Source organism: Microbulbifer weihaiensis, assembly GCF_048323715.1.
Classification (GTDB): domain Bacteria; phylum Pseudomonadota; class Gammaproteobacteria; order Pseudomonadales; family Cellvibrionaceae; genus Microbulbifer.
Window position 1 is genome coordinate 85489 of sequence record NZ_JBLWFL010000013.1, and the last position, 13657, is coordinate 99145.

Sequence of the window (13657 nt, forward strand, 5' to 3'; positions counted from 1 at the left end):
ACTCCGCGTTACTCGTCGGTTCCATCTGTAAGCTTGGGGGAATCCAGGTCTGCGTCCGCAGATTCCTCAATTATTGCGTAGGGATCACTGAATCCCATGCGCGCCATGATGCGGGTTTCAAGATTTTCCATAATCTCGGCTTCATCGTCCTCGATATGGTCGTAACCCAAAAGGTGCAGTGTGCCATGGACAACCATATGTGCCCAGTGTGCAGGGAGTGCTTTGTGCTGTTGTTCCGCCTCGCGGGCGACTACCTGTGCGCAGATCACCAGATCACCAAGGAGCGGCAATCCGAGTTCCGGGGGTATGTCCGCGGGAAACGAGAGTACATTGGTGGGTTTGTCTTTGCCCCGGTACTGGGCGTTCAGTGCCTGGCTCTCGTCTTCGTCGACGATCCGCAGTGAAATTTCCGCTTCCTGGCGATGCTCGCCCACAGCGGCAGTGGCCCAGCGCAGCAAGTCGTGGTCTTGCGGGAGGTTTGGGAGGGTAGTGGCACGCTGCACATCCAGTTCGACAACGGGCTCTGCCGTGGTGTCGAACGCCTGTGCAGCGCTCACCTGGTCTGGATCATTCTGGTTCATCGTGCGGTTCGCCCGACCGAGGTCAGGCGGCATCTTCCCCGGTAGTGCCGGCAGCCATTTGCAGGGCGGCGGCTTTGCGGGCTTCTTTTTCCGCTTCGACTTCCGCCTCATGCACGTCATAGGCTTCGACGATACGCTGCACCAGCGGGTGGCGCACGACGTCCTTGGATCCGAAGTGGGTGAAGCTGATGCCGTTGACCTTTTCCAGAACCTCGATGGCGTGCCGCAGGCCAGACGCCTGGCCGCGAGGCAAGTCGATCTGGCTGGGGTCGCCGGTGATCACCGCAGTGGAGCCGAAACCGATGCGGGTCAGAAACATCTTCATCTGCTCGCGGGTGGTGTTCTGGCTCTCATCGAGAATCACAAAGGCATTGTTCAGGGTGCGTCCGCGCATGTAGGCGAGCGGCGCTACCTCGATCACATTGCGCTCAATCAGTTTGCCGACGGTTTCGAAACCGAGCATCTCGTACAGGGCATCGTAGAGGGGGCGCAGGTAGGGGTCTACCTTCTGGCTCAGGTCACCGGGCAGGAAGCCCAGTTTTTCACCGGCTTCCACCGCCGGGCGCACCAGCAGGATCCGCTCGACGGAGTCTTTCAGCAGGGCCTCTACGGCACAGGCGACCGCGAGGTAGGTCTTACCGGTACCCGCCGGGCCAATGCCGAAGTTGATATCGTTGGATTGAACGGCGCGCACATACTTTCGCTGGTTCTCGCCGCGCGGGCGCACGGAGCACTTTTTGGTACGGATCAGGACGACCTGATCACCAGCATCACCTGACTTGGTGCCCTCGACCAGCTCTTCCACACCGGATGCCTGCAGCGCGAGGTGAATCTCGTCCGGGGTCAGGCCATCTTTTGCTCCGGTTTCCTTGTACAGGTTGCTCAGGATCTCGCCGGCAGCGCGGGCGGATTTGGCATCACCATAGAAGGCAAACTGATTGCCGCGATTGCGGATTTCAATATCCAGTCGCTGTTCAATCTGGCGCAGGTGCTGGTCGAATTGGCCACAAAGGTTGGCCAGGCGGCGGGCGTCGTTGGGCTCAAGGGTAATGCTGTGAGCGAGAGCTTGTGTATCCAAATTGGTTTCCGTGCACCTTTAATATGTGGTTTCAGTCTGTAGGTTATACCCATTTGGATCATATGGGAAAGGGGGGCGTGTGACGAATGGGTTCTAAATGACTGGAGGGCTTATAACAGGGGAGTATGACAGCTTGGTTTCTGGGAGCTGATGGGGGCCTTTTTCCCGTGTGGAAGCGAAATGCTGGGTCGTATTTTGATAGCCTGAGGGGACTCGCAGGGCGCTTCGTAGGCTGTCCGGTGGCGGCACTGCTGCCGGAATTCGTTTCCGGGACACGCTACGAGCACATCCATGTGCGCTCGGACGCGGCCATCCATGGCCGCGTACGGTCCCGGAAACGAATCCCGGCATCAGCGCCTTAGCTTTCACTTCGGTGTTTTTTAAAGCTTCGCTACAAAATTTCCGGGTGGGTAGCCGGCAATCAGGAGTCGAGCGACCCATCCAGCTCAGAAGCCACCAGTGTCCCGCGCAAAGAGTTGGGCAGGGCCTCTTCAATGAGCACGTCAGCAAATTTGCCGATCAGCGCCATGTCGTCAAAGCGGAAGTTGACCACACGGTTGTTCTCAGTGCGCCCCTGCAGCTGGCCCGGGTCTTTCTTGGAAACGCCGGTCACCAGAACCCGCTCCACATTGCCCACCATCCGGCGGGCGATCTCCGCAGCCTGCTGGTTGATGCGGTGCTGCAGCAGCTGCAAGCGCTGCTTCTTCACCTCTTCCGGGGTGTCGTCCGGCAGGTCTGCCGCCGGGGTACCCGGGCGTGGGGAGTAAATGAAGCTGAAGGAAATATCGAAGCCCACATCCTGGATCAGCTTCATGGTGGCTTCGAAGTCGCGTTCGGTCTCGCCGGGGAAGCCGACGATAAAGTCAGAAGACAGGCAGATGTCCGGGCGAATTGCCTTCAGACGGCGGATCTTAGACTTGTATTCCAGGGCGGTATGGCCGCGCTTCATTGCCATCAGAATGCGGTCAGAACCGCTCTGTACCGGCAAGTGAAGGTGGTTCACCAGCTCCGGCACTTCCGCGTATACATCGATCAGTGCATCGGAGAATTCCACCGGATGGGAGGTGGTGTAGCGGATGCGGTCAATGCCGTCGATCGCGGCGACATAGGTAATCAGCTCGGCGAAATCGACCACCTGGCCATCGTCACCTTCCGCGCGGTAGGCGTTTACGTTCTGGCCCAGCAGGTTCACCTCGCGCACACCCTGGCCTGCCAGGTGCGCCACTTCTTCCAGTACATCCGCGACCGGGCGGCTGACTTCCTCACCGCGGGTGTAGGGCACCACGCAGAAGGTACAGTACTTGGAACAGCCTTCCATGATGGAAACAAAGGCGCTTACACCATCGGCCTCGGGTTGCGGCAGGCGGTCGAACTTCTCGATTTCCGGGAAGGACACGTCTACCACAATGGCGCCGTTCTGCTGTTTCCTGGTTTCCATCATTTCCGGCAGGCGGTGCAGGGTCTGGGGGCCAAACACCAGGTCGACGTAGGGCGCGCGCTTGGCGATGGCCTCGCCTTCCTGGCTCGCTACACAGCCACCAACCCCGATCACGAGATCCGGATTCTTTTCCTTCAGGTGCTTCCAGCGGCCCAGCTGGTGGAACAGTTTTTCCTGTGCCTTCTCGCGGATGGAACAAGTGTTCACCAGCAGTACATCGGCCTCTTCCGGGTCATCGGTGGGCACCATCTGGTGAGATTCGCCCAACAGATCCCGCATGCGCGCAGAGTCATATTCATTCATCTGGCAGCCGTGGGTCTTGATAAAGAGCTTTTTCACCGGTTTTTCGGACAGTTCGGAAGACATAATACGCCTGGTTAAAAACTGGTCAATTTGAAAGGTGGGGCATTATACCGGCGGACTTGGGGGCTGCATAGACGGAGGCCGGAGAGAGTGCTAACCTTCCGCGCTTTTTCGGGGCCCCTGACCCTTGGTCAGCCCACGTCGACACTAGAATCCAAAGGGGAATTACCCTTTCCAGAGAGTTACATGGCCAACCCTATATACAAAGTGATCTTCCACAACCAGAACCAGGTGTTCGAGCTTTACGCCCGTGCGATCTACCAAAGCGAGATGTATGGATTCATCGAGGTAGAAGAGTTCGTGTTTGGTGAGAAGGCCCAACTGGTTGTGGATCCCAGTGAGGAAAAACTGAAGAACGAGTTTGCCTCGGTGAAGCGCTCCTACATTCCGATGCACGCCATTGTGCGTATCGATGAGGTAGAGAAAGAGGGTGCCGGCAAGATCGTCGATATCAAGGGCGACAAGGTGGCCAAGTTCCCTTTCCCGGCCCCCATGCGCCAGCCGGGGGGCGATAGCGAATAAATCGCCACATCCGATACCTACACTGAGGCGGGCCTGAGCAAGGCCCGCCTTTTTTATGCCTGCCTATTGGCCGTTCATATACTCCTGGTGCCTGGCGATGGCGTGGTAGTGCAGCATGGCTTCGCGGCTGGCAGGGCGCGGCGCGCCCTCTGCACCCCCCTGGGCAAGTGCGACCAGCCAGCCCTGGAAGGCTTCCTGATAGTTCACTTCCCACGAGTCCAGGTGGGTCTTGTGCCTGTCAAAATCGTCGATCTTAAGTGAGTTCGTCATCGCCAGGACTTCCTCGTAGTGATTTTCGAACAGGAAGCGCACAGCCAGGTAGCTCCAGCTGTAAATCTCATCGACCGTCCCACTGTAGTCCGTAGCGAAAATTTCACTGAGTGCCGGGCTTTGCGATTCACTGCTGGTATCGCGCAGCATCTCGAGCACTTCGGGGTTGTCGTTACCGAGGGAGAGGTATTCGGCCAGGCCTTCCGCCCACCAGACATGGTGATCCGGAAAATGCGCGAATCCCCCGTAAGAAACGAAGCGCCCCTCCAGGTAGTGAATGTGCTCGTGCTGCAGGTTCCAGATGACAAACTCGGGGAGCAGCCAGTCGGCTTCGTGGGCGTAAAAGCTGGCGAGGTTGTCGGGATCCGCGGGATTGCCCTCGATATAGAGGCCGCCGTTGTCAGTATTGATGCCAAAAAAATCGTAAGCGTACCGATAATATTGTTCGTAATTGTTGAAGACCACGACGCGCAGCTCGTCGTTGAAGTCCTCGGCCACCGGACGCTTTTCGGTCCGTAGCCGGTAGTGAAAACGCGTTTCGGCCGCGGCGAGGGTGGCACAGGAATCGTTCAGCTCGGCATCGCTCATCGCCTGAGCGAGGAGAAACAGCGTTTCGCTGCAGGTATGCTGAATCGGCAGGATCTGCTCTTGATTGAGATCGCCGGTCGCGTCGCCATGAACAACCGTCGAATGGGTAGTGTCGCTTCGCTGTCCCGGCGCACCGCCGCCGGAACAGCCGGTAACGGCCGCTGCGAGTACGGCAATGAAAAAACTTAAAAATGGTGAGGAAAGAAAACGCAGACTGCGCATGATTTTCTACAGGCCCTTTGCGGTCGATCACTTAAATGAGAATGCAGGGTTTTGAAGGTCAATAAAAAAGGGCCCCTCGGGCCCTTTGTGCGGGAATTGCCCGATTACTTGCCCTGTGCTCTGCCGCGTCTTTTTTCTTCTGCGGCGGAGTGATTCATCAGCATTTCTTCGCGCTTGGCGTTTTTGGGGGCACCGCGGGCACCGCTGCCGATCAGGCCGTTGAGCCAGTCCTGGTATTCCACTTCATAGTTGGCCTCCCAGCTATCGAGGTAGGCGATATAGCTGCTGAAGTCGTTGCTTTTGAGTGCGCTTGTCATCGCCACAACCTCATCGTAGTGACGCTCGAACAGGAAGCGAATGGCGAGATAGCTCCAGCGGTAGACCTGGTCAGTCCGGTCGCGGTAGGTGGTATCAAATACTTTTGCCAGACTGGGCTTGCGGTGGCGCGGCTTGTGATTGCGCGCTACTTCGATGGCCTCCGGATTGTCGTTCCCCAGCGCGAGGTATTCAGCAAGTCCTTCGGACCACCACACCATATTGCCGGGATAGTGATTGAATCCCCCGTAGGCGATAAAGCGACCGTCCAGATAGTGGACATATTCATGTTCCAGATTCCAGATAGCGAACTCTGGCCGCAACCAGGAAGCCTCGTGGGCGTAGAAACTAGCCTGATTACTGGGATCAGATGGCGTGCCTTCTATATAGATTCCACCGTTGTTGGTGTTGATGCCGAACAGGTCGTAGCCATAGGTGTTGTACTGGTTGTAGTCGTCAAACACGACGACGCGCAGGTCGGTATTGAAGTCATCGGCAACGGGGATTTGGTTCGTCTGCAAGCGCTGGTGAAAAAGTGTTTCCTCTGCGGCAAGGTTCGCGCAAGTGGCGTTTAGCTGGCTGGAGGTCATGTCTTGTGCACGAATCTTTAAAGTGGTGCTGCAGCTGTGCTGAATCGGTAACACCTGGTCAAGATCCGCCGCAATGGTTGCCAGTGTGACGGCAGACAAAATGGGGGCGGCCAGAAGTGCAAAGCGCCGTGATACCTTCATCGCCGGGGAGGGGGGGATTGGACGGGAACTGTCGTGAATGCGACTCATGGAGGATTTCCTGTTGTTATCGTTTATATCGGGATACCGCTTCCAGCGCGTTATATGGATTAATGCATAATTTGTTATCGCACGCTAAAACATTTTCGAGGTTAGGCCATTTTTATTATTGGATGCAATGTTATTTTTTCGGTTTGGCGGATAATTCACCTTATAGCCAATGCTTGGACGCCGAAAACGTTGGTATGTCAGGAAAGGGATATAAAATGGCGCTGATTTTTGCCAATTGATAACACTTTGTCGCATTGGCGACACAGGTGCTGGCGGGCGGCTATTCTCAAGTAAGGGGTTTTCCACCATCGGACTGGACTCTTTCTGGCGCGGTCTGCGCTGAAGAGTGGGAGAAGCCTCAAACCTAAAATGTAGTGGATGTTTTTTAGGTGACGCCATGACCACGATTCCCGCCATCAAAACGGCCATCTCTGCGCTGAAAATCGAACAGCGTGTTGAAAGTGATGTAAAGGCCGGTATCCCTGAAATAGACCGGCGCAGCCATACCGAAAGTGAGGAGGGGCTGCGTTCCTACGTTGTTCGGGAAATTATCGGCAGGGTGCATGAGAACCGGCAGGCTGAGCTTGATGACGAGATTGCGGCGCGCAGCGAGGTCGGGCTGCGCCAGTTGCATCAGGAACTGAAGAATGCAGACTCCCTGATTGAGAAGAGGTTCGTCAGTCACTTTGCCAGCCTCGCCAGCGGGCTCAAGCGCTGTGCCAGTGACCTTTCCGCTATGCGGGTAGACCTGGAAATCTTCCGGCACCGGAATGGCCTAACCAGGGAAGCGGTATACCGAGAGTCCCGACTTCTGCATTACTCCGTGATTTTCTTTATTGTCATCTTCGAAACAGTGCTGAACGCCTTTTTCCTTTCCAAGGGGAGTGAGCTGGGATTGGTGGGGGGCTTTTTTCAGGCCTTCATTATTTCACTGGTCAACCTGGGCTTTGCTGCGTTTCTGGCGTTCGCACTGCGCAATTGTTTTCACCAGAGTTCTTTTCGCAAAAGCATTTCGGTATTGTTTTTTTCCGCCCTTGTGTTAGTGGCCGCGACGTTTGTCTTCGGGGTTGGCCACTATCGCGAAGCGCTGGAGCACGATCCCTTTACCGCGTCGCAAGTGGCGATTGCCAGCCTGTTTGCCGAGCCGTTCGGGATTCGGGATTTCAATTCCTGGATTATGGTGGTGGTTAGCAGTATTGCGTTGGTTGTACTGGCGGCAAAGTTCTTTGTGGTGGATGATCGCTATCCCGGATATACCGCGATTACCCGCCGGGTTCGGCGGCTGCAGGATGCCTGGGCAGACGAGTTTGGCAATGCCTTGGAGGCATTGAATGAGGCTGCCGAGGACATTGAGCAGGAATTGGCGGAAAAGGAAAAAACCGTTCGTGCGCAGTTTATTCAGTTCAAGGCGAGCATCGAACGCAGTGATGAAATACACCGGCATTATGAAGAGGACATCATCAAGGCGCAGGGGCTGCTGGATGAACTGATTCGCTACTACCAATCCTACTCGGCCAGGATGCTGAACCGCAGGGCGGCCTATTTTGGCGAGCTGCTGCGCTTTGAGTTGGACAAGTTGCCGCGCCTCAACACGACCGGGCTGGAACAGCACCGGCGCGACCTTGCCGCATTCGAGGCCCTTCTCGAAGACCTGGATTACACCTATGAAACTGCTCTTGCGATTCTTCACGCGCGCAGCGAGTTGGCACAGGCCGATCTTGTGGCGCTGGTGGAAAAGCTTGAGCTCGAGCACGGGTTGAGGAGAGCGTAATGGCGCGGGCACGTCGCGGTTTCTCCGCTGAAGATCGCAAGGGAATAGTGGTATTGTGTGCCGGGTTGGGCGTACTTGCTGCGCTGCTGGTATTTGCCTTCTACGCCATACGCGCACCAGAGCGCGATTACGATCGTGTCACGCTGTGTAATGGCAATCTGCCGAGAGCCAATCACTACCTGATGGTCATTGATGTTTCCGACACGCTGTCTGCGCATCAGCAGCATTTTTTACGCACTCATCTGGCGGGCTTATTGGAAACTGCGGAGGTTAATGACCGATTTTCCATTTTTGTGCTTGACGAGCGCTATAACGGGTTGTCCGATCCGGTCGTTGACCTGTGCAAACCGCGGTCCGCCGAAGACGTCAGTGCGCTTACTGCGAACCGGCAGTTTGTCCAGGCGCTGTACCGCGAGCGCTTTGAGCAGCCTCTGGACAAAGCCATTGCCGCCGCGGTCGCCGGCGGCGAGCAGCCGGTTTCGCCGATCTTCGAGGCACTGTCAGACGTGGCGGCGCTGAACCGGATCGACCCCGCGGCGCAGCGGGTCAATCTGACCATTGTCAGCGATATGATCCAGAATTCGCGCGCGGGTTCTGTGTTTAGCAGCGGCGCCGCGGCCATCGACCAGTTACCGCTGATTGACTTGCGCCGGGCCACCACACGGGTCTATTGGCTGGATCGGGAAAAATACCGTAAATACCAGACCGATGACCTCGCGGCGAGCTGGCAGGATTACCTTGCCAGTGTGTCGCGCTTTGACCTGATCCAAAGAGTGCGAAACTAGAACTGATTACTGTAACTGCATCCCTTTGTGCCACGGTGTTCCGCCAATAAGGGGGGTGCAACAGAACCTTAAAGAAACAGCCCCCTTTTTGTAAAAATACTCGCGCAAAGTTCCCGTAACGAAAACACGGAACTTGCCAATGAGTAATCGATACCGCGCGCTGTGGATTTCCGATGTCCATCTCGGTAGCCGGGATAGCGAGCCGCAACGGCTGGCAGATTTCCTGGCGCAGAATTCCGCTGACACGGTGTACCTGGTCGGCGATATCTTCGATATGAAAGCACTATCCCAGGGCAAGGGCAGCTGGTGTGAGGCATCCACCCTGTTGCTGGGCATGCTTTCGGAGCTGGGTAACCCCACCCGCGAAATCATCTATGTGCCGGGAAATCACGATGCGCCCATGCGCAGCTGGGCTGGCAAGCGCCTGGGCAACATCCGCGTAGAGCGCGAATGGACGCATACCACGGCAGACGGCAAGCGCTTCCTGGTGACCCACGGCGATCAGTTCGAGCACCATATTCAGATCAATCCGGTCAGTTATCACCTGGGCGACCAGAGCTATTACCTGATGCTGCGTTTCAACCGCTGGATCAATTACTGGCGCAGTCGCCTGGACTTGCCCTGGTGGTCGCTAGCGAATCACGTAAAGAATCGCGTGAATGCCGCACGCAAGATGATGGAGAAATTCGAGGATGTGGCTATCCGCGAGACCGGACGCCGCGGCTTCGATGGGGTCATCTGCGGGCATATTCACCGCGCGGGTATCCGCTACAGTGCGTATCAGGGGCAGGCGCTGACCTATGCCAATTGCGGCGACTGGGTAGATTCGATGACCGCAGTAGTGGAGCAGCATAACGGTGCCATGGACATCCTGCACTGGCACCGGATACCGAAAATTGCACACATCATGACACAGGCGGTGGCGGCATGATCCAGTTGGAAAACCTGTTGCAGCAGAACCCCTGGTATCGCGCCGCGCCGACAAGCCCAGCTCGCCGGCTGGTATCCGCTACCGTCAAAAAAATCTGTTGCGAGCAACAGATACGGCAATTTGGCCAGGCCTTTCCGCATCTGGGCGGGCTCGATTTCATTCGTCAGGTATTCCATTCCTTTGACTTTCACTACGACATCAACCCGGTGGAGCTGGAGCGGATTCCGGCAAGCGGCGCCCTGGTTATCGTTGCCAATCATCCGTTGGGTAGTCTCGATGGTCTGGCACTGATCGATCTGGTGTCGCGGGTGCGCAAGGATGTGAAGGCGGTGGCGAGCCAGCTGTTGTGGAATATCGAGCCTTTGCGCAGCTATCTGCTCCCTGTGGATAACTTCAATGGCCGTACCCGGCGCGGGGATGTGGAAGGCATATACGACCATTTGAATAGTGGCGGCGCAATTATCGTGTTCCCGGCGGGTGAGGTCTCACGCCTGACGCCGCAGGGGGTGCGCGACGGGTGCTGGAATCCGGGATTCGTACGCTTCGCTGACAAGACCGGTGCACCGATACTCCCGGTGCAGGTTCGTGGCCGTAACTCCCTGTGGTGGTATGGACTTTCCATGTTGAACAAACCGCTATCCACACTTTGGCTGGTGCGGGAAATGTTCAAACAGGTGAGCCGCGGTATCGACATCCGGATCGGCGCCCCGGTGGCGGCGGAACACTACCGAAGTTGGCCGATGACGCCACGCGCCCAGGCAAAGCTGTGGAAGAAACAGGTCTACCGGTTGCACAAAAACCCCCGCTCACTGGCACCAGAACCCATAGCGAGCGCAGAGCCGGTGGCGGAGGTCGCGGCAATAATGGAGTCCTGCGAGGCCCTGGTGGAGCAGGGGGATTTTTCGGTGAAGCTGTACCGCCAGCGCGCGGATTGTCCGGTCATGCGCGAATTGTCACGACTGCGCGAAATTGCTTTTCGTGCAGTCGGAGAAGGCACGGGAAACAGCCGGGACTGGGATGCGTTCGATGCCTATTACGACCACCTGCTGCTGTGGGATCGGGATCAGCAACGGATTGCCGGCGCTTACCGGTTGGTAAAAACCGATGGCCTCACCGCGGATCAAATCTATAGCAGCACCCTGTTCAATTACCCGCGTCCACCGCAGCAGTGTTTGCCTGGGTCAGCGGAATTGGGGCGCAGCTTCCTGTTGCCGGACTATTGGCGCAGCCGCGGGCTTGATCTTTTGTGGTGTGGTATTGGGCAGTGGATTCTACGCAACAAGTGTCGCTATCTTTTCGGGCCTGTGTCCATGCCCGGTAATTTTTCCCGTCGTGCCAAATCGGCGATTGTGCGCTACTTTCTGCACCACTTCGCCGCCAATAGCCCTTTGGGGGACGCGCGCCTGCCGTTCGTGGAAAACGGTGCCGACTTGCCGGAACTCAGTGGGGATGCTTACCAGGATATGCTGCAGATGAAGCATATCCTCAACGAAGAGGGTGTTGTGCTGCCGCCACTTTTCAAAAAATACACCGCAGTGACCGTTCCCGGTGGTACCAGTTTTCATGCGTTCAACGTCGATCCGGATTTCTGCGACTCCGTTGATGGCCTTGTGGTGGTGGATCTGGAGAAAATGGACACCAAATTCGCGCGACGCTATCTCGCGGTAACTGCACCGGCCTGATTCGGGCGCGATTTGCCCTGTGCGCAGTTTGCGTTCTGTTACGCTTGTGATTTCTCTGTCTGTCTTTCGCACCCGGGAAATTACTAATGAAACAGTGGTGGTCGAAAGGGGTAACTATTGCGCTGCTGGCATGGGCGAGTGTTTTTCCCATTGCTGGTTTCACTCAAGAGGCCTCGGAACCCGTTGCCAAAGCGCATATCGCCGAGCTTGCGATTAACGGTCCCATAGGGCCGGCAACCACTGACTACCTGAAGCGCGCCAGTGAGAAGGCCCGGACGCAGGGCGCGCGCCTGTTCATCATCAATATGGATACACCTGGCGGGCTCGATGCCGCGACCAGGGACATCATCCAGCACATTCTCGCCTCAGAGACACCTTACGTTACCTACGTCACCCCTGCCGGCGCTCGTGCGGCGAGTGCCGGTACCTATATTCTCTACGCCAGCCATGTTGCCGCGATGACGCCTTCCACCACCCTGGGGGCGGCTACGCCAGTGCAGATAGGCGGCATGCCTGGGCAGCAGGAGCCTTCAAAGCCGCCACAGCAGGAGGAGAAGCCATCTGACAGTGCCGACACAGATGCAGAAGAGGTCAGGCGCGATGAAGAGCCGGCATCGAAAGCAACCCCCGATGCGGGTTCGGCTATGGAGCGCAAGGTCATCAACGACTCGGTTGCCTATATCCGCGGACTGGCCCAGCGTCACAATCGCAATGCGGAGTGGGCAGAAAAGGCGGTGCGCGACGCAGCGACGCTGACGGCGAGAGAGGCATTGGCACAGAATGTTGTGGATATCGTTGCTGAAAACCGCGCCGATCTTTTACGGCAGCTCCCCGGACGGGAAATTGTTACCGAAGCAGGTACAAAAAAAATCGACAAGAGTGTCAGCGAACTGCCGGTAGTCGCTTACGCTCCGGACTGGCGCAATGAGCTTCTCGGGATCATTACCAATCCGCAGGTTGCCTACATTCTTCTGTTGGTGGGGATCTATGGGCTTATCTTTGAAGGCTACAGTCCAGGGGCAATGGTTCCGGGAATTGTCGGCGTCATCTGCCTGTTGCTGGCCCTGTACGCTTTGCAGGTATTGCCCATTAACTACGCGGGCTTGGCGCTGATAGTGGTAGGTGCACTGCTGATTGCGGCGGAGCTGTTTGTGCCGAGCTTCGGGGCGCTGGGGATTGGCGGCGTCGCGGCCCTGGTGATCGGCTCAGTGATGCTGATCGACAGCGATGTGCCCGGTATGCAGGTTTCCCGCGGGTTGATCGGCTCGATTGCAGCAGTGAGCGGTTTGGGGCTGCTCGGCCTGCTATATGCGGTGGGGCACAGCCTGCGCAAGCCCAAAGTGGCAAGCAACAAGGCGATGGTCGGTCGTACCGCGGTGGTTTCGGCTCTGGAACCAGATATGTTGGTGAAAATTGATGGTGAACTGTGGCGTGCGCGATCGTCTGTGGGCGTGGTCGAAGGGCAGTTGGTGAAAGTGGTGGCGGAAGAAGGGTTGCTGTTGACGGTGACGCCGGAGTAATTCGGGAATGGTGGTTTCCAGCTAAAGGAGAGGTCTTATGATCAGTTACTTCGCGAGTCTGCTGATTCTGGCAGTGGTTTTGCTGGTGATGTATGCGATCCGTATTTTGCGCGAGTACGAGCGGGCGGTGGTGTTTTTTCTCGGGCGGTTTCAGGCGGTAAAGGGGCCGGGGCTGATCATCATCATTCCGGTGATCCAGACCATGGAGCGGGTGGACTTGCGCACGGTGGTCATGGATGTACCAACGCAGGATGTAATCAGCCGTGACAATGTGTCGGTAAAAGTGAATGCGGTGGTGTATTACCGGGTAATCGATCCACAGTCTGCGATCATCAATGTGGAAAACTATCACGAGGCGGTAAGTCAGCTTTCACAGACAACGTTGCGTTCGGTGCTGGGCAAGCACGAGTTGGATGAAATGCTATCCGAGCGCGACAAGCTCAATGTGGATATCCAGAAAATTCTTGATGAACAGACAGATGCCTGGGGTGTGAAGGTGACTAACGTCGAGATCAAACACATTGATCTGGATGAAAGCATGATCCGGGCGATAGCGCAGCAGGCGGAAGCAGAACGCGCGCGGCGGGCGAAGGTGATTCACGCGGAGGGCGAGGCGCAGGCGGCGCTGAAACTGACCGAGGCTGCGGATCAGCTATCGAAAAACACCAATGCGATTACCCTGCGCTACATGCAGACATTGATTGATATCGCCGGCGAGCAGAATTCTACGATTGTTTTCCCGTTGCCGATGGATTTGATTAAGCCGTTACTGGATAAGCAGGCTAAGAGTGGCGGCTGATTTTCTGTGGTTC

At 56.7% G+C, this 13657-nt stretch carries 12 protein-coding genes; 7 read left to right on the plus strand and 5 right to left on the minus strand.

Annotated features, from left to right (window positions below; genetic code table 11):
- Positions 1-8: 8 nt before the first annotated feature.
- From ybeY to miaB, 3 genes are all read right to left on the minus strand, one after another.
- The gene (gene ybeY / locus ACNKU7_RS14210) at positions 9-581 is read right to left on the minus strand and encodes an rRNA maturation RNase YbeY (protein ID WP_418297653.1); all 573 of its coding nucleotides are present in this window, start codon (positions 579-581) and stop codon (positions 9-11) included.
- A gap of 22 nt (positions 582-603) precedes the next feature.
- A complete protein-coding gene (locus ACNKU7_RS14215) occupies positions 604-1659 on the minus strand; it encodes a PhoH family protein (protein WP_418297654.1) in 1056 nt (351 codons plus the stop codon).
- A gap of 421 nt (positions 1660-2080) precedes the next feature.
- Positions 2081-3463, minus strand: coding sequence for a tRNA (N6-isopentenyl adenosine(37)-C2)-methylthiotransferase MiaB (miaB, locus tag ACNKU7_RS14220; RefSeq protein WP_418297655.1), 1383 nt, complete (start codon positions 3461-3463; stop codon positions 2081-2083).
- Positions 3464-3646: 183 nt separating this feature from the next.
- Between miaB and ACNKU7_RS14225 the strand changes: the two genes are divergently transcribed.
- On the plus strand, positions 3647-3982 hold the full coding sequence (locus ACNKU7_RS14225) for a DUF1820 family protein (RefSeq protein WP_418297656.1): 336 nt from the start codon (positions 3647-3649) through the stop codon (positions 3980-3982).
- Between the two features lie 63 nt (positions 3983-4045).
- On the opposite strand, the gene ACNKU7_RS14230 is transcribed toward ACNKU7_RS14225, so the two are convergent.
- Together ACNKU7_RS14230 and ACNKU7_RS14235 are read right to left on the minus strand one after the other, a co-directional pair.
- Positions 4046-5062, minus strand: a complete 1017-nt coding sequence (locus ACNKU7_RS14230) for a collagenase (protein ID WP_418297657.1) — start codon at positions 5060-5062, stop codon at positions 4046-4048.
- A 104-nt stretch (positions 5063-5166) separates the two neighbouring features.
- Positions 5167-6156 carry a collagenase gene (locus ACNKU7_RS14235; RefSeq protein ID WP_418297658.1) on the minus strand — a complete coding sequence of 330 codons (990 nt, stop codon included), beginning with the start codon at positions 6154-6156 and terminating at the stop codon, positions 5167-5169.
- 397 nt (positions 6157-6553) lie between these two features.
- On the opposite strand from ACNKU7_RS14235, the gene ACNKU7_RS14240 reads away from it, so the two are divergent.
- The 6 genes from ACNKU7_RS14240 to ACNKU7_RS14265 all read left to right on the plus strand — a co-directional run bounded on the left by ACNKU7_RS14240 (position 6554) and on the right by ACNKU7_RS14265 (position 13644).
- Complete coding sequence (locus ACNKU7_RS14240) at positions 6554-7927, plus strand: LTA synthase family protein (protein WP_418297659.1); 1374 nt, start codon at positions 6554-6556, stop codon at positions 7925-7927.
- Positions 7927-8712 carry a hypothetical protein gene (locus ACNKU7_RS14245; RefSeq protein ID WP_418297660.1) on the plus strand — a complete coding sequence of 262 codons (786 nt, stop codon included), beginning with the start codon at positions 7927-7929 and terminating at the stop codon, positions 8710-8712. Before ACNKU7_RS14240 ends, ACNKU7_RS14245 begins: the two co-directional genes overlap by 1 nt.
- Positions 8713-8851: 139 nt before the next feature.
- Positions 8852-9643, plus strand: coding sequence for a UDP-2,3-diacylglucosamine diphosphatase (locus ACNKU7_RS14250; protein ID WP_418297661.1), 792 nt, complete (start codon positions 8852-8854; stop codon positions 9641-9643).
- Positions 9640-11325: a bifunctional ornithine lipid synthase OlsF gene (gene olsF, locus ACNKU7_RS14255; protein WP_418297662.1), complete on the plus strand. Its 1686-nt coding sequence runs from the start codon at positions 9640-9642 to the stop codon at positions 11323-11325. Before ACNKU7_RS14250 ends, olsF begins: the two co-directional genes overlap by 4 nt.
- 86 nt (positions 11326-11411) lie before the next feature.
- Positions 11412-12845 (plus strand): NfeD family protein, encoded by a 1434-nt coding sequence (locus ACNKU7_RS14260; protein WP_418297663.1) that lies wholly within the window; start codon positions 11412-11414, stop codon positions 12843-12845.
- A gap of 37 nt (positions 12846-12882) precedes the next feature.
- Complete coding sequence (locus tag ACNKU7_RS14265; protein WP_418297664.1) at positions 12883-13644, plus strand: slipin family protein; 762 nt, start codon at positions 12883-12885, stop codon at positions 13642-13644.
- Positions 13645-13657 lie beyond the last annotated feature (13 nt).

Coding starts and splice junctions, on each gene's coding strand:
- ACNKU7_RS14250 (WP_418297661.1), top strand. CDS start 8,852: ATGAGTAATCGATACCGCGCGCTGTGGATTTCCGATGTCCATCTCGGT.
- ACNKU7_RS14245 (WP_418297660.1), top strand. CDS start 7,927: ATGGCGCGGGCACGTCGCGGTTTCTCCGCTGAAGATCGCAAGGGAATA.
- ACNKU7_RS14260 (WP_418297663.1), top strand. CDS start 11,412: ATGAAACAGTGGTGGTCGAAAGGGGTAACTATTGCGCTGCTGGCATGG.
- ybeY (WP_418297653.1), bottom strand. CDS start 581: ATGAACCAGAATGATCCAGACCAGGTGAGCGCTGCACAGGCGTTCGAC.
- ACNKU7_RS14225 (WP_418297656.1), top strand. CDS start 3,647: ATGGCCAACCCTATATACAAAGTGATCTTCCACAACCAGAACCAGGTG.
- ACNKU7_RS14235 (WP_418297658.1), bottom strand. CDS start 6,156: ATGAGTCGCATTCACGACAGTTCCCGTCCAATCCCCCCCTCCCCGGCG.
- ACNKU7_RS14265 (WP_418297664.1), top strand. CDS start 12,883: ATGATCAGTTACTTCGCGAGTCTGCTGATTCTGGCAGTGGTTTTGCTG.
- ACNKU7_RS14230 (WP_418297657.1), bottom strand. CDS start 5,062: ATGCGCAGTCTGCGTTTTCTTTCCTCACCATTTTTAAGTTTTTTCATT.
- miaB (WP_418297655.1), bottom strand. CDS start 3,463: ATGTCTTCCGAACTGTCCGAAAAACCGGTGAAAAAGCTCTTTATCAAG.
- olsF (WP_418297662.1), top strand. CDS start 9,640: ATGATCCAGTTGGAAAACCTGTTGCAGCAGAACCCCTGGTATCGCGCC.
- ACNKU7_RS14240 (WP_418297659.1), top strand. CDS start 6,554: ATGACCACGATTCCCGCCATCAAAACGGCCATCTCTGCGCTGAAAATC.